Below are 18,353 nucleotides of genomic sequence, written 5' to 3' on the forward strand. Positions count from 1 at the left end.
AGCATCAAGGGCCGGATCTGATTCCGGCCCTGTTACATTCATCAGGGAGTTATTGTGGAACGACGTTCATTTCTAAAAGTTAGTGCGGCGGCCGGCGGCAGCCTGCTGATACCGGTCTTCGGCAACGCCATCGCGGCCGAAGAGCTGCTCAACCCCATGGCCGTGCAATTCAAGAAATCGCTGGCCGACGCCGCGATGAACGCCGCCACCAAGGCCGGCGCCAGCTACTGCGACGTGCGCATCGGCCGCTACCTGAACCAGTTCCTCACCACGCGCGACCTGAACGTGGAAAACATCGTCAACACCGAATCCTCCGGCGTCGGCGTGCGCGTGATCGCCAACGGCGCCTACGGCTTCTGCTCGACCAACGTCATGACGCTGGACTCGGTGGCCGCCGCCGCGCGCCAAGCGGTCGCCATCGCGCGCGCCAACGCCAAGCTGCAAACCGAGCCGGTGGTGCTGGCGCCCGTCAAAGGCGTCGGCGAAGTGGCATGGGCCACGCCGTTCAAGAAGGACTGGCGCACCGTGGCGATCAAGGAAAAGGCCGAGCTGCTGATCGCCGCCAACAAGGCCGGCCTGGATGCGGGCGCCAGCTTCATGTCGTCCAACCTGTTCCAGGTGAATCAACAGAAGTACTTCGCCTCCACCGACGGTTCCTACATCGACCAGGACATCCATCGTCTGTGGTCGCCGCTGACCGCCACCGCCGTCGACAAGGCCACCAACCGCTTCCGCACGCGCGACGGTTTGTCGTCGCCGGCCAGCATGGGCTATGAATTCTTCGACGCCAAAGAATCCAATAAAATCAAGGCCGCCGGCGGCGTCACCACGCTGTACAAGGGCGCCTACGATCTGATCGAGGATGCGCGCGCCGCCGGCCGCCAGGCCCGCGAAAAGCTCACCGCGAAAACCGTCGAACCGGGCAAGTACGACCTGGTGCTGTCGCCGGAACACCTGTTCCTGACCATCCACGAGTCGGTCGGCCACGCCACCGAACTCGATCGCGTGCTGGGCTACGAGGCCAACTACGCCGGCACCAGCTTCGCCACGCTGGACAAGTGGAAGAGCAAGAACTTCAAGTATGGTTCGGACCTGGTCAATATCGTCGCCGACAAGACCACGCCGGGCTCGCTGGGCTGCGTGGGCTACGACGACGAAGGCGTGGCCTCCAAGCGCTGGGACCTGATCCGCAACGGCATCCTGGTCAACTACCAGGCCACGCGCGACCAGGCGGCCATCATCGGCGAGAAGGAATCGCACGGCTGCTCGTACGCGGACAGCTGGAGCAGCGTGCAGTTCCAGCGCATGCCCAACGTGTCGCTGGAAGCGGGCAAGAAGCCGCTGACGCCGGACGACATGGTCAAGGACATCAAGAAGGGCATCTACATCCTGGGCCGCGGCTCGTACTCGATCGACCAGCAGCGCTACAACTTCCAGTTCGGCGGCCAGCTGTACTTCGAGATCAAGAACGGCAAGATCACCAACCAGCTGGAAGACGTGGCCTACCAGTCCAACACCCAGGAGTTCTGGAACGCCTGCTCGGCGCTGTGCGATGAACGCGACTGGCGCATGGGCGGCTCCTTCTTCGACGGCAAAGGCCAGCCTAGCCAGGTCAGCGCCGTATCGCACGGATCGCCGACCACGCGCTTCAACGGCATCAACGTCATCAACACCGCTCGCAAGATAGGATAATCAATGAAGATGCTGAACCAGGAAGAAGCAAAACGCATCAGCGACAAGGTGATGTCGCTGTCCAAGGCCGACGAGTGCCGCGTGCAGATCAGCGGTAGCCGCAATGGCAATATCCGCTACGCGCGCAACGCCGTGTCGACCGCCGGCCTGACCGAGAATACGCAGCTGACCGTCAGCGTCGCCTTTGGCAAGCGCCAGGGCACGGCGTCGATCAATGAGTTCGACGACAAGGCGCTGGAACGCGCGGTGCGCCGCGCCGAAGACGTGGCGCGCCTGGCGCCGGAGAATCCCGAGTTCCAGCCGGCGATCAAGAAGCAGGACTACAAGGATTCCGCCACCTACAGCGCCGCCACCGCCGCCATCGATCCTGAATACCGCGCCGAAGTGGCGGCCGTCAGCATCAATGCCTGCCGCAAGCAGGGTTTGATCGCGGCGGGCTTCTTCAGCGACACCACCGGCTTTGAAACGGTGGCCAACTCGAACGGCGTGTTCGGCTACCAGACCTTGAGCAACCTGGGTTTCACCATCACCACCCGCACCGAAGACGGCCGCGGTTCCGGCTGGGCCACGCGCTCGGCCACCGATGCCAAGAAGTTCGACGCGCGCGAAGCGTCCGAGATCGCGATTGAGAAGGCGCTGAAATCGGTGGAGGCCAAGGCGCTGGAGCCGGGCCGCTACACGGTGATCCTGGAGCCGGCGGCGACGTCGGAAATCATCGGCCGCATGTTCGGCGCCTTCGATGCGCGCCAGGCCGACGAAGGCCGCAGCTTCCTGTCGAAGAAGGGCGGCGGCAATCGCCTGGGCGAGAAGCTGTTCGACGAACAGGTCAACGTCTGGGCCGATCCGTGGGACAAGGACGTGCCGGTGCTGGCATGGGACGGTGCTTCGATGCTGGCGCGCGAGCGCGCGGACGTCATCAAGGGCGGCAAAGTCGCCTCGCTGGACTACACCCGCTACTGGGCAGAGAAGCAGGGCCAACGCGCCACCGGCCGCCACGGCAACATGATCATGGCGGGCGGCGGCAAGTCGACCGAGGAGCTGATCGCGTCGACCAAGAAGGGCGTGCTGGTCACCCGCACCTGGTATATCCGCATGGTCGATCCGCAGTCGCTGCTGCTGACCGGGCTGACGCGCGACGGCACCTTCTACATCGAGAACGGCAAGATCAAGCATCCGATCAAGAACTTCCGCTTCAACGAAAGCCCGGTATCGATGCTGAACAATATCGATGAACTGGGCAAGCCGGTGGTGATCGGCGGCGACGAGGTGCGGTACCAGATGCTGATCCCGCCGATGAAGGTACGTGACTTCAATTTCACTTCATTGTCGGACGCGGTGTAAGGAAGGGCCTGTGGCCAATTACGATTTTTACTTCACCCGCCTGACCTACGAGTCGGGCGACTGGGATGTCGATATCCGCATGCCGAGCAACGTGCTCAACTCGCTGGTCGAATACACGACCTTGCGGGTTGATCCCGTCGAGCGCATCGTCGCGCTGTCCGATCCGAAGATGCTGGAGGCGCCGTTCTGCTATTTCGCCGGCCACAAGCTGGTGCAGTTCACGCCGGCCGAGCGCAAGAACCTGGAGCGCTACATCAAGGGCGGCGGCTTCCTGTTCGTGGACGACTGCAACCACGATATCGACGGCCTGTTCGCCAAATCGTTCGAGGCCGAAATCGCCCGCATCTTCGGGCCGAAGGCGCTGCACAAGATCCCGAATACGCATCCGGTGTATTCGAGCTTCTTCCATTTCGACGGCCCGCCCAACACCAGCGTGGAGCTCAACGGCTGGGGCGACGATCTGGTGCACGACTACCTGAAGGCGGTGGAAGTGGGCGGCCGCGTGCGGCTTTTGTACAGCAACAAGGACTACGGCTGCGAGTGGGACTACGACTTCCGCAACAAGCGCTGGCTGGTGGTCGACAACACCCGCTTTGCGGTCAATATCATTCAATATGCGTTGGGAGCTTGATCTTGGATAGTGCAATCGCCTGGAGCGAAAATGAAATCGGCGCGCTGAGCGCCAAGGTGGCGGCGCTGAAGGCGAGCATGTCCCGTGTGATCATCGGCCAGGAGAACGTGATCGACTCGCTGATCATCTGCCTGCTGGCAGGCGGCCACGCACTGGTGGAAGGCGTGCCGGGACTGGGCAAGACGCTGCTGGTGAAATCGCTGTCGCAGGCGACCGACATGGACTTCCATCGGGTGCAGTTCACGCCGGACCTGATGCCGTCGGATATCGTCGGCACCGAGATCCTGGAGGAAGACCATGCGACCCGCAAGCGCGAGTTCCGTTTCCAGCGCGGGCCGGTGTTCACGCAGGTTCTGCTGGCCGACGAGATCAACCGCGCGCCGCCGAAGACGCAATCGGCGCTGCTGGAGGCGATGCAGGAACGCAGCGTCACCTTCGCCGGCCAGACGCACCAGCTGCCCAAGCCCTTCTTCGTGCTGGCGACGCAGAACCCGATCGAGCAGGCCGGCACCTATCCGCTGCCGGAAGCGCAGCTGGACCGCTTCCTGCTGCGCATCGACGTCGTGTATCCGACCGAGGAAGAGGAGATTGCGATGGTCTCCGCCACCACCCACGCCGGCCTGAAAGACGCCGACCCGGTGATGGACGTGGCGACCCTGCTGCGCTTGCAGCAACTGGTGCGCGACATTGAGATTGGCGATCACCTGCTGGCGTATGCCACGCGGCTGGTGCGCGCCACCCGTCCGGCGCTGACGACGGTGCCGGCGGTGACGAAACATGTGGGCTGGGGCGCGGGTCCGCGCGCGGGGCAGGCGCTGGTGCTGGCCTCCAAGGCGCGTGCGCTGATGCACAACCGCCTGGCCGTGACGCGCGAGGACATCGGCGAAATGCTGCTGCCGGTGCTGGCGCACCGCGTGATCCGCAACTTCGAGGCGGAGGCGGATGGTGTGGCGATCGCCGACATCCTGCTGGCGCTGCGCGAGCATATCCGCCCAGACTAAGCCGCGATGCAATCGACCTTTAAACCGTCCGCCGCCACCATGACGGCGATGATGGCGCAGACCAAGGATCTGGAGCTGTTGATCCGCCACGTGCTGGCGGGGCTGGGTCATGGCCTGCACGCGGGCCGCGAGCGCGGCGCCGGCGTCGAGTTCTCCGAGTACCGTGCCTACGCGCCGGGCGACGAGTGGCGCCGCGTCGACTGGAAGCTGCTGGCGCGCGCGGACCGCTATTTCGTCCGCGAGGCGGAGCGCGACAGCCACGTCGCCACCTGGCTGTGGCTGGACGCCAGCGCTTCGATGGCCGAGCCCAGCCGCGAGATCAACGGTGTCGACAAGCTGTGGTTCGCGCGCACCGTGCTGGCCTGCGTGGCGGCCATTGCGCAGCGGCAGGGCGATGCGTTCGGCCTGGTGGTGTGCGGCGGCGGCAAGGTCGAGTTCACGCAAGCCTCGCGTGGGCCACGCCAGTTGCAGCGCGTGCTGGCGCAACTGGCCAAGGCCAGGCCGGAAGGCAGCCTGCCCAGCGCCGAGGTGTTGAAGGCCAACCTGCATTTCGCCCGTTCGCCGAGTCTGATTTTCGCCGCCAGCGATTTCCTCGACTGGCCGTCGCCGTTGAGCGAGGCGCTGCTGCGCCTGCGCAGCCTGCGGCACGACGTGCGTCTGCTGACCTTGCGCACGCAGGCGGAGGTGGACGCCAGTTTCAAGGCCGGTGCGGCCTACCGCGATCCTGAGCAGAGCGACGGCTTGCACCGCATGAGCAACGCCGACCGCGAAAGCTACAGGCAGCAGAGCCGCGCGCATTTCGATGCGGTGGCCACCAGCTGCCGTCAAAACAATATCGTCCACTACGAGGCGCGTATTGAACAGCCTTTGGGCGGCGTGCTGCGCAGCTGGTTGCAACTGGCCGGAGCGCGCGCAAAATGAAGATGGGTTGTCGATGCTGAGTTCTTATCCCTTGTGGTGGCTTGCGTTGCCGGTGCTGTTGCTGCCGGTGTGGTGGCATCGCCAGAAGCGCCAACGCCTGAAGGCCGAGCCGCTGGCGACGGCGCGCTTCCTGCCGTCGGCCGCGCCGGAGCAGCTGCGCGTCTGGCAGTGGCGCGACCGCCTGCTGTTGCTGGTGCGCTGCCTGATGCTGGTGGCGCTGATCGCCTGGCTGGCCGCGTCCATCTTCCCGTGGCGTGGCGATACCGTGCTGCTGGACGCCGGCGCCGACCAGGCCTGGGCGGGGCAGCAGATCGCCGCCGCCGGCATGGGTGCCGCGCAGCGCATCGAGCTGCCGCCGAACGGCTTGCAATGGCTGCGCCAGCACGAGCGCGACTGGCGCCCCAGCGCGCGCCTGCTGATCGTCGCCCGCGCCGACCAGGTGGCGATGCCGGCCCGCGTGCCGCAATTCAGTCACCAGGTGGAACTGCGCACCAAGCCGCCGGCCACCGCTGCCATCGCCGCGCCACCGACCGAGCATCACATCGTGCAGGCGGGCGCGCAGGAGCAGGGCACCGCCTGGCGTTCGCTGTTCGCCGCCTTCAACCGCGCCGGCGATGGCGCCAACCGCTACACGCTCGCTGCCGAACCAAACGCAAACACCGAGTTGATCGTCTGGGAATCCGCCGCCGCACCACCTGCCAACTGGCGCGCCCCGCACTGGTGGATCGCCGCGCCAACCGGCTTCCCCGAACTGGCAAACGCCTCCACGCTGAATATCAACGGCATCGTGCTGAAATACGCCGACACCCCGCGCGGCCGTCTCTGGACCTCCGACGCCTTGCCGCCACGCGACGCCGACACCGCGCGCGCCCTCCACGAAGCCTGGCGGCAGCTCAGCCCAGCCCCCGCGCCGGCCTACCCGATGCCATCGCAATCGTTGGCCGCAGCACGCAGCGCACTGCCCGCCATCACCGACGCCAAGCCTGTCGCCTGGCTAGCGCTCGCCCTGCTGGCGCTGTTTTTACTCGAACGGATACTGACCCATGCACGGCGAAACTGACACCCTGCGCCGCCACCTGTGGGCCGCCGTCCTGCGCCGCCGTGTGCCGCAATGGCTGGCCGCGTTGGCGCCACTGGCCATCGCGCTGGTCCTGCTGCACGCAGCCCGTCCGCTGGTGATCGCGGCGATACTGCCGTGGGCCATCTGGCTGGCCGTCGACATCTACCGCTGGCGCCTGCGCATCAAGCGGGAATGGACCTCGTGGCTGAACGCCGCCATCCCCGCGCTGGAAGACAGCAGCACGCTGCTGGCCGCCGACGCCACCACGCCCATCGCCAAACTCCAACAGCAACGCCTGCAAGCCCGCCTGGCCTCCGTGCTGGGCGAGAACGACTACCGCAGCATCGCCCGCAGCCGCGTGCGCATCAGCGTCGTGCCGGTCCTGCTCAGCCTTGCGGCAGCGGGTGCCGCATGGGGCTACCACGGCCAGCAGACCACCGCCGTCGCCGCCCCCGTCGCCGGCCAGACGGCCAAGCCCATCGTCGACGGCGAGATCTACCTGCGCGTCACGCCGCCAGCCTACACCGGCGTCCAGCCATTCGAGACCGCAGCCCGCGACATCCAGGTGCCGCAATTCTCCGAAGTACGCTGGTGCGTGCGCAAGCCGGGCGGCCCGCAGCCGGCGGTGGAACTGGGCGATGGACTCAGCCTGCCCGTCACCGAAGCCTGCGCGATGAAGCGCGTGGAGGAATCGCTGTTCTGGCGCGCGCGCGGCAAGAACGGCACGCGCTACAACATCCGCGTGACGCCGGACCAGGCGCCGCAAGTGACCATCGTCGAACCCAGCGAATTGATACACATCCTCGCCAAGGATGCGAAGGCCGTGCAGATCTCCGTCACCGTCCGCGACGACTACGCCATCGTCCGCGCCAGCCTGCACATGACGCTGGCGCGCGGCAGCGGCGAGAACATCCGCTTCAGCGACCGCGAAGTGCCGCTGCCGCAATCGTCCGACCCCAAAGTCCGCAACTGGAAAAAACAGTGGACGCTGGCGGAGCTGGGCATGGAGCCGGGCGACGAGCTGTACTTCTTCGTGCGCGCCACCGACAACTCGCCGGACAACCCGCACACCACCCAGTCGCCGACCTACACGCTGCGCCTGCCCGCGCCGGAAGCGGAGAGCCTGGATTCGACCGCGCTGCCGTCGATCGCCAAGCCCGAAAACCTGCGCAGCCAGCGCCAGATCATCATCGACACCGAGCAGCTGGTGGCCGACATGCAGGCCCACCCCAACATGCCCGCCGCCACGGTGCGTGACCGCAGCGAGTCCATCGCTTCGGACCAGGCCAAGCTGCGGCTGCGCTACGGCCAGTTCCTCGGCGAGGAATCGAGCCTGTTCGGCGGCGAGCACGAACACGAAGGCGAGGAACACCACGGCGCCAAGCCGGGCTTCGGCAACGACATGTCGGTATTGAAGGAGTTCGGCCACGCGCACGACCAGGAAGACAACGCCACCATCTTCGACCCCAAGACCAAGGCGGTGCTGAAGCGCGCCCTGTCAGCGATGTGGGATGCGGAGAAGTCGCTGCGTGCGATTGCGCCCAAGCCCGCGCTGCCGCCCGAGTACAAGGCACTCGACGCGATCAAGGAATTGCAGGCGGCGGAACGCATCTACCTGCACCGCACGGCCTTCGTTCCACCGGCGTTGAAAGAGGAAAAACGCATGAGCGGCGACATTGTCGGCGTGTTGAGTTACAGGCGCGCGCAGGGTGGGGCGGACAACACGGTACCGGCTGAAGTGCGCGAACTGGTACAGGCGTTGTCGCAGGATGGTGTGCTGCCGGCCCTGTGGAGCAAGGCGGCCCGCGACACCATCGCCGCCCGCATCGTCGACCAGGAACAGAAACTGAGCGCCCAGCGCGCGGTGCAGGATGTGCAGGATGGCTGCGTCGCCTGCCGTGGCGAACTGCGCGCCTGGCTGCGCGGCACGCTGACGGACGCGCCGGTGCTGCTGCAGGCGCGGCCTTCGACGGATACGCCGTTCCGTCAGGCCTGGAGCGGCAAGGAGCAACAAAAATGATGGACATGGATTTCACAACCGCGGTCGTCGCCGCGCCGGCAGTCGTACCACTCGCCGCGCTGGCAGCCGGCGCGGCCGGCGCCGTGCTGTATGGCCGCAAGCGCCAGTGGATCGACGCCGCATTGATTGTCGCGGCATCGGCATCGCTGGCCGTCGCGTTGGCCGATATACGTCTGCCTCAGACGGGCGACAACATCGTGTCGGTGGCGACCGATGCATCCGGCGGCATCAGCGAAGCAGCGCTGCTGGCGATACCGCGTGCGCAGTCGATCGCCTTGAGCGGCGACGGCCTGCGTGAAGCGCAGTGGCGCGATCTTCCAGCACGCCGCGTGCAATGGAAGCCTGCCGCCGCCGATCTGCTGTGGCTGGACTTCCCACGCTCGATGTCGCTCGGCCGCATCTTCACGTTGACGGTGCGGCGCGGACAGGCGCAACGCGGTTGGCGCTTGCAGCTGCTGGCCGAGAACAAGCAGGTGCTGGCGGATTCGCAGATCGCCTCCACGGCGACGTCGCAACTGGGCGTGCAGTGGCTGCCGCCGGTTGCGGAGGCCATGGTGTTGCAGGCACGCTTGCTCGACGGCGCCGGCAAGGTGATCGCGCAAGGCCCAATACCGTTGCAGGTGAAAGAGGCGCTGCCCTTGCAGATACAGGGGCGCTTCGATGCGCCATCGTTCGATGCCCGCGCGCTGAACCAGCTACTGGCGGACGGCAGCGCGATACTCGACTGGAGCGTCACGCTCGGCAAGGCTGTGGCGCGCAGCGAGACCGCGCGCGCACCGCTGACGGCACCGAATGCGGTGTTTGTCGATGCGGCTTACGTCGAACATATGAACCGGTCGGCGCGCGGCGCCTTGCTGGCGCAGACGCGGCAGGGCGTTCCCTTGGTTGTATTGGGTTCCAATGCCGCCGATGCGGCGATGTGGCAGCGCGAGTTCGGCCTGCGTCTGCGGCCGCAGTCGCCGACCACGGAGAAGGAGGATACGCGCCAGTTCACCGTCGCCGGTGCTGTGCTGGCGATGCCGCCTGCGGGCTTGAATCCCGACGATAACGCAGCCGCGCCGTGGTCCGTCGTGGCGCGTGATGGCAAGAAGCTGCCGTGGCTGTGGCAGCGCGATTTGCAGCAGGGACGCGTGGTGTGGGTAGGCGTATCGGATTGGCACCGTTACGCGATCAGCTCACCGCAGGCCTTGGCCTTGTGGTGGCAGGGCGCGATGGACAGCATCGCGCTGGCCAGCGTTCAGAAGACGGGCTGGCAGATCGCCGATCCGATGCCGCTGCCGGGTTTGCGCAGCGAGATCTGCGCGCAGGGCGTAAAGGCTGGCGCGGTGCTGGACGTTGCAGGCGCCGCTCAGCTTCAGTTGCAGCCGCGCGCGGACAAGGCGGAGGCGGCATGCGCCGCGCTGTGGCCGCAGAAGACCGGATGGATGACGTTCAAGGCGGCCGGTGTCGCGGAGCCGGGCATGGAGTATGTGTATGCCCGCACCGACTGGCCGGCGTGGCAGAAGGCGCTGCGTCGCGACGCCACCGCGCTGTACGCTGCACGCGCGGTGGCGCCGGGCCACACCGCCGAAGCCGCCCAGGCGCCAAGGCGTCCGCTGCCGGTTGCGCCGTTCGCCGTGCTATTCGTGCTGTCCATGCTGGGCCTGTGGTGGCGCGAGCAGCGTCGCTGACTTGCCTGGCGCCCAGCGGACGATGCGCTCCGCCACTGCCGGATCGCTGGTGGTGTCGAGCGCCATCGATTGCATCGGCGGCATGTCGGGCGGCGTGACTTTGTAGAAGTGGTTCAGCTCGGGGAAGCGGGCCAGTTCCGTCGGCAGATTGTGCCTTCCCTCTTGGAGGCGGGCCGCGTGCGCCGGAGGCACCGAGCCATCGCGTCCACCCTGCAGGATCAGCACCGGCTGGCGCACGCGCCCCAGTTCGGCCACCGGGTCGAAGCGGTCGGTGCTGCGCAGATAGGCCAGGCTGAAGGCCGGCATGGCCGCCAGCATCGCCGTTTGCGGATCGGCCTGAGCGCCCGCAGGTAAAGGTTGGCCGGCGCGGATGGCGGCGATCGCGCGGTCGAACATAGTCATATCGGGGCTGGCGCCCGGCGGCGCCATCGCGGCGACCTGGTCGCGCAGCAGGCTGAGAATGGGCAGCGCAGGGCCGGACAGCATGACCACGCCATCGATGGCGGTCGCATCGGCCCCGCTGGCCAGCAGGGAGGCCACCAGCGCGCCTTCGCTGTGGCCGGCCACGATGAGGGGACGGGCCGGCGCGGCCTTGTGCAGCAAGGCCAGGCCGGCGGCCGCTGCTTCGGTACGGGTCGTGAAGTCGGCGTGGCGGGCGGCGGCTTGCGCGTCCACGGTGCGCGAGCCGGTGCCCGGGCCGATCTTCGCCATGCGCAGCACGGCGAAGCCGCGCTCGCCAAGCTGCGCCGCCAGGTCGGCGTACAGGTGGGGCTTGAGTTGCATGGACGGGTAGTTGCCGTCCACGTCGCTGAAGAGTGAACCCGGCAGTAAAAGCACCGCGCCCCGCGCAGGCCCGGACGGGAAGGTGATACGGCAGGCGATTTCCACGCCGGCGACGGTGACGATGTCGTCCTGTTCGCGCAGCGGGGCAGCGCCGGCAGCCGGCGCGAGGATCGATAGGCTGAGTGCGCCGGCCGCCGCAGCGGCCTTGGCTATCTGTTGAAGCTTACGCATGATGTCCCTTTCCTTGGTGATGAGTGCACCAAGTCTTGGGTATCACGTTACGTCAGAGTCAAGCGGTGCAAGACCTTACCACTTCTGCCAGGCCACCACATAAGCTGGCGCTGGCTGGGTGCATTGCGGATCGGTCACAGGCTTCATCGGCACGCGTTCGAACGGCAGCACGCCCGTCCACACCGGCCAGCCCATGTCTTCCTCGTCGTCCTCCGGCGGGCCGGAGCGCACCTTGCAGGCCGCTTCGCCCAGCGCGATGCGCATCACCGTGGTGGCCGCGAACTCCTTGTCCGAACCAGGACGGATCTCGGCCTGGCGGCCCGGCACCAGCTTCTCCATGAAAACCGCCATCGTGCTGCGCCGTTCGGCTTCGTCCGCCACCACTTCGAACCGGCCGTAGATCATCGCCGACCGGTAGTTCATCGAATGATTGAACGCGGAACGCGCCATCACCAGGCCGTCGAGATGCGTGATGGTCACGCAGGTCTCGCTCTCCGTCAAACGCTTGAGCATGCGGCTGCCGTTGGAGCCGTGGATGTACAAGTGATCGCCCTCGCGCCAGCAGGCGGTCGGGATGCAGTGCGCACCCTTTTCGTCGGCGAAGGCGATGTGGCACAGGTAGGCATCGTCGATGATCGCGTGCAGCGTGGCGGTGTCGTAGTGCGCGTTGGTCGGAATGCGGCGGACGCGGGTGCGTTCGCTCGGTGCGGCGTGGGTTGCTGGTTCGGTCATGATCTCCATCCAAAAAGGTTGAGGCCGAAATATACCGGTCGCATGGCTCCTGCAACAGGTCCAGAAACATGTGTTTTCGTGGAGCCACTCATGGCGCGCTACTTCAGCGCCGCCACCGCATCCACGATGTCCACGCCTTGCAGCTGGCCGAGCCAGGCGTCGAACCACGGCTTGTGGGTGGCGCCGACGATAGTCAGGACGCGGGCGCCCGGACGTTCGCGGAAGGTTTCGCGGATGTTGGCGACCATGCGCAGGTTGCGGACTTCCCAGCCGCCGACCCAGATCTGCGGGTAGTTTTCGGGCGACCTGGCGCGCATGGCCGGGCCGACGTTGCCTTCGGCGCGCACGCGCAGGTTCTGGCTGTCGTTGAGGACGCGGTACAGCGGCAGCAGGTCGGCGGCGCGCGACAGTTCGTCTTCGCGCTTCTCGTTTGCTTTCAGCGCGGCACCGCCTGCGGCCCATGCGGCTTCGATCGAGCGGACGAAGGCCTTGACGTCCTGCACGTCGAGATTGTCGCCGGTGTGGTTGTCCACCGCGTGCACGCGCGGCAGGCCGAGGCGCGCGGCCAGGCGGCCGGCTATTTGATAGTCTTCGCCGTTGCGATGGGCGGCTTTTTCGAGCGTTTCCACCAGCGCCGCGCTCAGGCTGTCGCCGGCGTGGCGTTCGGCCTCGGGCAGCTGCAGCCATTGCACGTAGGCCGAGGCGGTGTCGTTCGACGCCAGGAACAGCGCGGCCAGGCGACGCCGCTGGGCCGGCGTCGGTTGCGCGGGCCAGGCTTTGAGCGCCTTGTTGGCTTCGGCGATGGCCGCCGGCATGTCCATACCCGTGGCGGCCTTCGCGGCCTCGGTCGAAGGGCAGTAGTCGGCGCCGTACCTGGCGGGATGGCGCGTGGCCATGTCGCATTCTTCGCCCGACTCTTTTTCAATCGTGATGATGTCCGGCTTGAACGCCGCCAGCCGATCGAGCACGCCGTCCAGCGCGGCCGGGTTGAAGTCCGCCGGCATGCCGCGCAGGTGGACGGTGCCCAGCACCAGCACCTGCGCCCGTGGTCCGGCCATGTCGCGGTCCAGCCCCGTCAACATCCCTTGCGCCTGCGCGGCGAAAGGCAGTGTGGCGATCAGTCCCAGGATCCAGTTTGTCGCTTTGCGCATGTCTTCTCTCTAAAATGAAATGATGCATGGAAGTCTACAAAGGTCCGCAAGTCGGGCAGGGAAGATTCCGATGAAATGCCAATTCGCGGGCATAGAGGGTCAAAAACGGCGATGGCAATATAATGGCGGGCTGGCTCCTGTAAATGGTCCAGAAGAATATGTATTTATGGAGCCAATATGGATATTGCCCTGCTGATCGACGGCTATGCCGACCAGAACCGCCATCGTGGCTGGCCGCGCCAGCGCCTGCTGCACGAATGCCTGCGCGCTGCGATCCGCAGCGGCACGCTGGCTGCGGGCACGCGGCTGGCCGCTTCGCGCGCGCTGGCCGAGGAACTGGGCCTGGCCCGCAACACCGTGCTGTACGCCTATGAACAGCTGGCCAGCGAAGGCTATGTGACCACCGACCGGCGCGGCACCGTGGTGGCCGCCGTGGCGCCGGACCGCAAGCCCGCTGCGCAGCGGCAAGCGGCCACGCCGCAGGCCGGCCTGTCGCAGCGCGCGCTGGCGCTGCGGCCGCAACCTGGGCCGGCCGAAATGATGGGGGCCTTCGTGCCCGGCGTGCCGGCGCTCGACCACTTTCCGCTGACGCTGTGGCGCCGCATGCTGGAACGGGCCTGGCGCGCGCTGACGGTGGAGCAGTTGAACTACGGCGACCCGGCCGGCGAGCCGCTGCTGCGCGAAGCCATCGCCGATCACCTGCGCGCCGCGCGCGGCGTGGTGTGCGAGGCGGCCCAGGTGTTCATCACCGACGGCACGCAAAGCAGCCTGGATCTGTGCGTGCGCGCGCTGGCCGACGTCGGCGACACCATCTGGATCGAGAATCCCGGCTACGGCGGCGCGCTGGCGGCGGCGCGCGCCGCCAGCCTGAACGTGGCCGGCATCGATATCGACGACGACGGCATCGCGCCCACCGACGACGACTGGCTGCTGCGGCCGCCGCGCCTGGTCTACACCACGCCCTCGCACCAGTACCCGGTGGGCAGCGTGCTCAGTCTGCGCCGCCGGCTGGCGCTGATCGCCGCCGCGCGCGACGCCGGCGCGTTGATCATCGAGGACGACTACGACAGCGAGTTCCGCCACGACGGCGCGCCGCTGCCGGCCATGCAGGGCCTGGCGCCGGACGCGCCGGTGGTCTACCTGGGCACCTTCAGCAAGACCATGTTCCCGTCGCTGCGGATCGGCTTCGTGGTGGTGCCGCCGTGGCTGGCCGGGGCCTTCGCGCGGATGCGCGCGCAGTCGTCCGCGCGCGGGCGCGTGGCCGAGCAGCTGGCGCTGGCGGAGTTCCTGCGCAGCGGCCAGTTCGCGCTGCACCTGCGGCGCATGCGGCGGCTGTACCGGCAGCGGCGCGACGCGCTGGTGGCGGCGCTGCAAAAGCATCTGGGATCGGTGGCGACGGTGCACGGCGGCTCGGCCGGCATGCATCTGGCGCTGCGGTTTACGCATGCAGACATGGACGACCACGCGATCAGCGCGCAGGCTCTGGAGCACGGCATCGTGGCCGAGGCGCTGAGCGGCAAGGACACGCAGGGGACGTCGGGCTGGAGGGGACTGATGCTCGGCTACGCACAAGTGCCGGCCGAGCAGATGGAAGGACTGGTCAAACAGTTGGCGGCGCTGCTGCACCTGGCGGCGTTTGCCGCCAACCGTTCAAGACGACATTAAAACGCGGTGTCGGCGCGGATGTACATCGAGCGGCCGTTGACGCCGATCGGGCAGGTTTCCCAGCAGCGGGTGAAGCCCAGTTTCGGGAACGCGCCGCCGTTGGTCCACTCCGACGGCAGCTGGTTGAACAGATTGTTCACGCCGACGCTGAAGAAGGTGCGCTTGGTGTAGGCATAGCGTACCGAGGCGTCGACCAGCCACTTGGCATCCCACTTCTGCAGCGGGCTGAAGTTTTCCGCTTCCACTTCGCCGTAGTAGTTGGCGCGGGTGTTCAGGTTCCACTGGCCGGCGGTGTAGTCGGCCGCCACCACGTGGTGCTTGCGCGGCTGGCCGTGTTCGATCAAGGTCACTTGCGACTTGTCGAACAGCTGCTCGCCGGTCAGCACCGACGACGTCGAATGACGCTTGGTGACTTCGGTCTTGTTGAAGCCCAGCTGGCCGGACAGCACCAGGGTCGACGCCGCGAACTTCGAGGTGTGCTCGGCCACGATGTCCAGGCCGCGCGTGCGGGTGTCGACCGCGTTGGTGAAGAACTGCGCCTGGCCCACGCCCAAAGGCTTGAGGATGTTGGCGATCGGGCCGCCGCCGGCTTCCGGTGCGATCTCGCTCGAGAACACGATGCGGTCCTTGATCTTGATCTGATACAGGTCGGCGGTCAGCGACATATTCTTCGCCGGACGCAGCACCATGCCGATGCTGCCGCTGGTCGAGGTTTCCTCTTTCAGCGGCGCGATGCCGAAGGCCTGGGTGACGGCGCTGCCCTGGCGCGCGGTCAGGGTTTCGGTCAGCACGCCGTTGTTCAGGTTGGTCGACACGGAGCTGTAGAACTCCTGCTGCACGCTAGGCGCGCGGAAGCCGGTGGACAGGCTGCCGCGGAAGCCGATTTCCTTGGTCGGGTCGAAACGGGCGCTCAGCTTGCCGGTGACGGTGCTGCCGAAGTCCGAGTACTTCTCGTAGCGGACGGCGCCGGCCAGGGTCAGGTTGTCGACCGCCTTGGTTTCGGCGTCGAGGAACAGGGCGATGTTGTGGCGGCCCGAATCGACGGCGGTGGCCGGCGTGTAGCCAGGGAAGCCCTGGATGCCGGAGGCGGCGGTGGCGCCGCTCGGCGTGGTGATGGCGATGGCCGGGTTGTTGGTGCGGCCGTACTGGTAGGAGACCGGGTCGCCGGCGACGATCTGGTAGTTGTCGGCGCGGTATTCGAAGCCGGTGGCCAGGAACACGCTGCTGTCGCCGAGCTTGACCGGGCCCTTGACGTCGGCGTTGAAGGTCAGCTGGTTGAACTTCAGCGTGCCGGTGTTGGCGTCGCGCGGCGATTCGCCGTAGATGCTGCCGTTGGCCTTTTTCTCGTACCAGTAGCTGACGTTGACGCTGTCCGATTCATGGAAGCCCAGCTCGCTGGCGCCGTAGTTGATGCTGACGTCGGCCTTCCAGTCGTTGGCCAGGTCGCGGCGGTAGCCGAAGGCGAACGAGGCGTCCTTGATGTCGGTGCTGATCGCCGGCAGGTAGCCGTTCGGCGAGATCGCCGGGATGGTGCGGTCGTCGCCGGCCGAGCGGAAGAAGCCGTAGGAATCGCTCTTGCGCTTGGAGATGCCGCCGAAGGCGTAGAACTCGCTGGCCTTGTCGATCGGCAGCGCGGCGTTCCACCACAGGTAGCCGTCCTTGGTGTTGCTGTCGCCGATGTGCTGGGTCACGCGCGGCGGATTGACGCGCAGCGAATCCGGGCCGGCGCGGTTGGTCTCGCCGCGCTTGCGGGCTTCGGCCGTCAGGTTGATGAAGCCGCCGTCCTGGCCCAGCGCGAAGCCGGTGTTGGCGGTGCCCGAGTACAGGTCGCCGTCGCCTTCGGAGGTGGTGCCGTAGCTGCCGCTGAGCTGGGTCTCGTTGACCTGCGACTTCAGCACGATGTTGATCACGCCGGCGATCGCGTCGGAGCCGTACTGGGCGGCGGCGCCGTCGCGCAGCACCTCGATGTGGTGGATCGCGCCCAGCGGGATGGCGTTGATGTCGGTGCCGGCCGAGCCGCGACCGATGGTCTGCTGCACGTTCACCAGCGCCTGCTGGTGGCGGCGCTTGCCGTTGACCAGTACCAGCACCTGGTCAGGTCCCAGCGAACGCAGCGTGGCCGGACGGATCGAGTCGGTGCCGTCGCTGATGAAGGTGCTGGAGAAGTTGAACGATGGGTCCAGCGTCTGCAGCAGCTTGCCCAGTTCCAGCGGGCCGGCGGTCTGCATGTCTTTCAGGCTGATCAGTCCGACCGGGGACGAGGTGTCCAGCGCGGTCTTGGCGACCGAGCGCGAGCCCAGCACGACCACGGTTTGTTCCTGGGCCGGCGCGGCGTCTGTGGCGGCGGCGGCGTTTTGGGCGTTGCCCTGGCCGGCGGCCAGCAGCAGGATCGCGCTGGCGACCAGCGTGCGTTTGAAGTGCGGTGCTCTTGTCATGTATCTCTCTCGTTGTGGTGGACACGCGCGGATAGCACGGTCGAGAAAAATACTATCGTGGCCGCTCACCGCGCGGCAACGCGGCTTGCACCATATTGTTGCGAAATATGCACATTTGATAATATTGCGTGCGTTATACGATGACTTGGCGTAATCTGGCCGACGGGCTGCCGCAAAATGGTGCAAAACTGTGGTGCATACGCATCAGTAAACTGTTTATTGCTGATCGAGCATCCAACCCTTCAAACCGTTGACCCAGGACTTGGCCGGCAGGTTCAGGCTCTTCTTGATGGCGCCGGCGCGCTCGTACAGCACGCTGAAGTCCAGCACTGGCGACTGCTTGAAGGCGATCACCACGATGTTGGCGTCGTGCACCTCCGGCAGCCAGACCACGGCGTCGAACACCTGCTCCATCGCGTGCAGGTTCTTGTCGTAGTTGGCGAAATCGCCGAACACATTGGTGGTCATCATGCCGCCGTCGCGCAGACAGTCGCAACAGGCCTGGTAGAACTCGGGCGAGTCCAGCACCGGGCCGCGCGCCTCCTCGTCGTACAGGTCCACCTGCAGGATGTCGACGCCGGCGTGGTTGGCCGGGTCGAGCACGAAATCCATGGCGTTCATTTCCAGCACGTTCAGGCGCTCGTCGTTGGACGGCAGGCCGAACTGCGCGTTGCAGATGGCGATCACGTTGGGGTTGAGCTCGACCGCCGTCACGCGCGCGCCGGGCAGGCGGCGGTAGCAGAACTTGGTCAGCGCGGCGCTGCCCAGGCCCAGCTGCACGATATGGCGCGGCTGGTCGTTGAAGAGCAGCCACATCATCATCATCTGCACGTATTCGAGTTCGATATGGTCCGGCTTGGCCAGGCGCATCGCGCCCTGCACCCAGGAGGTGCCCAGGTGCAGGCTGCGCACGCCCTCGAATTCGGTGGTGGTGGCCGGCGGGTGGCCGGGCGCGTCGTAGCGGCTGGGGGAGGCGGGTAAGGTGGACATGCCGGCAGTCTACCAGCGGCTGGGGCGTAA

14 protein-coding genes are annotated in these 18,353 nt (G+C 66.6%); 9 read left to right on the forward strand and 5 right to left on the reverse strand.

The features are described 5' to 3' along the window. Positions 1-54 precede the first annotated feature (54 nt). Genes V6M89_RS10975 through V6M89_RS11010 form a run of 8 tightly spaced genes read left to right on the forward strand, consistent with a single transcriptional unit; the run spans position 55 to position 10,336 of the window. On the forward strand, positions 55-1,692 hold the full coding sequence (locus tag V6M89_RS10975) for a TldD/PmbA family protein (RefSeq protein WP_332853222.1): 1,638 nt from the start codon (positions 55-57) through the stop codon (positions 1,690-1,692). Positions 1,693-1,695: 3 nt separating this feature from the next. Further along, positions 1,696-3,033, forward strand: coding sequence for a TldD/PmbA family protein (locus V6M89_RS10980; protein ID WP_332853223.1), 1,338 nt, complete (start codon positions 1,696-1,698; stop codon positions 3,031-3,033). Between the two features lie 10 nt (positions 3,034-3,043). Then, on the forward strand, positions 3,044-3,664 hold the full coding sequence (locus V6M89_RS10985; RefSeq protein ID WP_008444191.1) for a DUF4159 domain-containing protein: 621 nt from the start codon (positions 3,044-3,046) through the stop codon (positions 3,662-3,664). Positions 3,665-3,666: 2 nt separating this feature from the next. Then, positions 3,667-4,665 (forward strand): AAA family ATPase, encoded by a 999-nt coding sequence (locus tag V6M89_RS10990; protein ID WP_332853224.1) that lies wholly within the window; start codon positions 3,667-3,669, stop codon positions 4,663-4,665. A gap of 6 nt (positions 4,666-4,671) precedes the next feature. Continuing rightward, the gene (locus V6M89_RS10995) at positions 4,672-5,586 is read left to right on the forward strand and encodes a DUF58 domain-containing protein (protein WP_332853225.1); all 915 of its coding nucleotides are present in this window, start codon (positions 4,672-4,674) and stop codon (positions 5,584-5,586) included. Positions 5,587-5,599: 13 nt separating this feature from the next. Next, the gene (locus V6M89_RS11000) at positions 5,600-6,646 is read left to right on the forward strand and encodes a BatA domain-containing protein (protein WP_332853226.1); all 1,047 of its coding nucleotides are present in this window, start codon (positions 5,600-5,602) and stop codon (positions 6,644-6,646) included. After that, on the forward strand, positions 6,630-8,666 hold the full coding sequence (locus tag V6M89_RS11005; protein ID WP_332853227.1) for a DUF4175 family protein: 2,037 nt from the start codon (positions 6,630-6,632) through the stop codon (positions 8,664-8,666). The genes V6M89_RS11000 and V6M89_RS11005 overlap by 17 nt, the downstream gene beginning before the upstream one ends. 5 nt (positions 8,667-8,671) lie before the next feature. Then, the gene (locus V6M89_RS11010) at positions 8,672-10,336 is read left to right on the forward strand and encodes a hypothetical protein (protein WP_332853228.1); all 1,665 of its coding nucleotides are present in this window, start codon (positions 8,672-8,674) and stop codon (positions 10,334-10,336) included. Here the strand turns inward: V6M89_RS11010 and V6M89_RS11015 are convergent. The 3 genes from V6M89_RS11015 to V6M89_RS11025 all read right to left on the reverse strand — a co-directional run bounded on the left by V6M89_RS11015 (position 10,286) and on the right by V6M89_RS11025 (position 13,233). Then, positions 10,286-11,350, reverse strand: a complete 1,065-nt coding sequence (locus tag V6M89_RS11015) for an alpha/beta hydrolase (protein WP_332853229.1) — start codon at positions 11,348-11,350, stop codon at positions 10,286-10,288. The genes V6M89_RS11010 and V6M89_RS11015 overlap by 51 nt on opposite strands. A gap of 75 nt (positions 11,351-11,425) precedes the next feature. Next, the gene (locus V6M89_RS11020; RefSeq protein WP_332853230.1) at positions 11,426-12,082 is read right to left on the reverse strand and encodes a pyridoxamine 5'-phosphate oxidase family protein; all 657 of its coding nucleotides are present in this window, start codon (positions 12,080-12,082) and stop codon (positions 11,426-11,428) included. 98 nt (positions 12,083-12,180) lie between these two features. Continuing rightward, positions 12,181-13,233 carry a DUF5694 domain-containing protein gene (locus V6M89_RS11025; RefSeq protein ID WP_332853231.1) on the reverse strand — a complete coding sequence of 351 codons (1,053 nt, stop codon included), beginning with the start codon at positions 13,231-13,233 and terminating at the stop codon, positions 12,181-12,183. A 177-nt stretch (positions 13,234-13,410) separates the two neighbouring features. On the opposite strand from V6M89_RS11025, the gene pdxR reads away from it, so the two are divergent. Further along, entirely contained in the window at positions 13,411-14,898 is a 1,488-nt protein-coding gene (pdxR, locus tag V6M89_RS11030) for a MocR-like pyridoxine biosynthesis transcription factor PdxR (RefSeq protein ID WP_332853232.1), read from the forward strand. On the opposite strand, the gene V6M89_RS11035 is transcribed toward pdxR, so the two are convergent. Beyond that, positions 14,895-17,333 (reverse strand): TonB-dependent receptor plug domain-containing protein, encoded by a 2,439-nt coding sequence (locus V6M89_RS11035; protein WP_332853233.1) that lies wholly within the window; start codon positions 17,331-17,333, stop codon positions 14,895-14,897. The genes pdxR and V6M89_RS11035 overlap by 4 nt on opposite strands. A gap of 216 nt (positions 17,334-17,549) precedes the next feature. Continuing rightward, positions 17,550-18,323, reverse strand: a complete 774-nt coding sequence (locus V6M89_RS11040; RefSeq protein ID WP_332853234.1) for a spermidine synthase — start codon at positions 18,321-18,323, stop codon at positions 17,550-17,552. Positions 18,324-18,353 lie beyond the last annotated feature (30 nt).

This window comes from Duganella sp. S19_KUP01_CR8 (assembly GCF_036688705.1).
GTDB lineage: Bacteria > Pseudomonadota > Gammaproteobacteria > Burkholderiales > Burkholderiaceae_D > Rugamonas.

Coding starts and splice junctions, on each gene's coding strand:
- V6M89_RS10980 (WP_332853223.1), top strand. CDS start 1,696: ATGAAGATGCTGAACCAGGAAGAAGCAAAACGCATCAGCGACAAGGTG.
- V6M89_RS10995 (WP_332853225.1), top strand. CDS start 4,672: ATGCAATCGACCTTTAAACCGTCCGCCGCCACCATGACGGCGATGATG.
- V6M89_RS11000 (WP_332853226.1), top strand. CDS start 5,600: ATGCTGAGTTCTTATCCCTTGTGGTGGCTTGCGTTGCCGGTGCTGTTG.
- V6M89_RS11005 (WP_332853227.1), top strand. CDS start 6,630: ATGCACGGCGAAACTGACACCCTGCGCCGCCACCTGTGGGCCGCCGTC.
- V6M89_RS11010 (WP_332853228.1), top strand. CDS start 8,672: ATGGATTTCACAACCGCGGTCGTCGCCGCGCCGGCAGTCGTACCACTC.
- V6M89_RS11015 (WP_332853229.1), bottom strand. CDS start 11,350: ATGCGTAAGCTTCAACAGATAGCCAAGGCCGCTGCGGCGGCCGGCGCA.
- V6M89_RS11020 (WP_332853230.1), bottom strand. CDS start 12,082: ATGACCGAACCAGCAACCCACGCCGCACCGAGCGAACGCACCCGCGTC.
- V6M89_RS11025 (WP_332853231.1), bottom strand. CDS start 13,233: ATGCGCAAAGCGACAAACTGGATCCTGGGACTGATCGCCACACTGCCT.
- pdxR (WP_332853232.1), top strand. CDS start 13,411: ATGGATATTGCCCTGCTGATCGACGGCTATGCCGACCAGAACCGCCAT.
- V6M89_RS11035 (WP_332853233.1), bottom strand. CDS start 17,333: ATGACAAGAGCACCGCACTTCAAACGCACGCTGGTCGCCAGCGCGATC.
- V6M89_RS11040 (WP_332853234.1), bottom strand. CDS start 18,323: ATGTCCACCTTACCCGCCTCCCCCAGCCGCTACGACGCGCCCGGCCAC.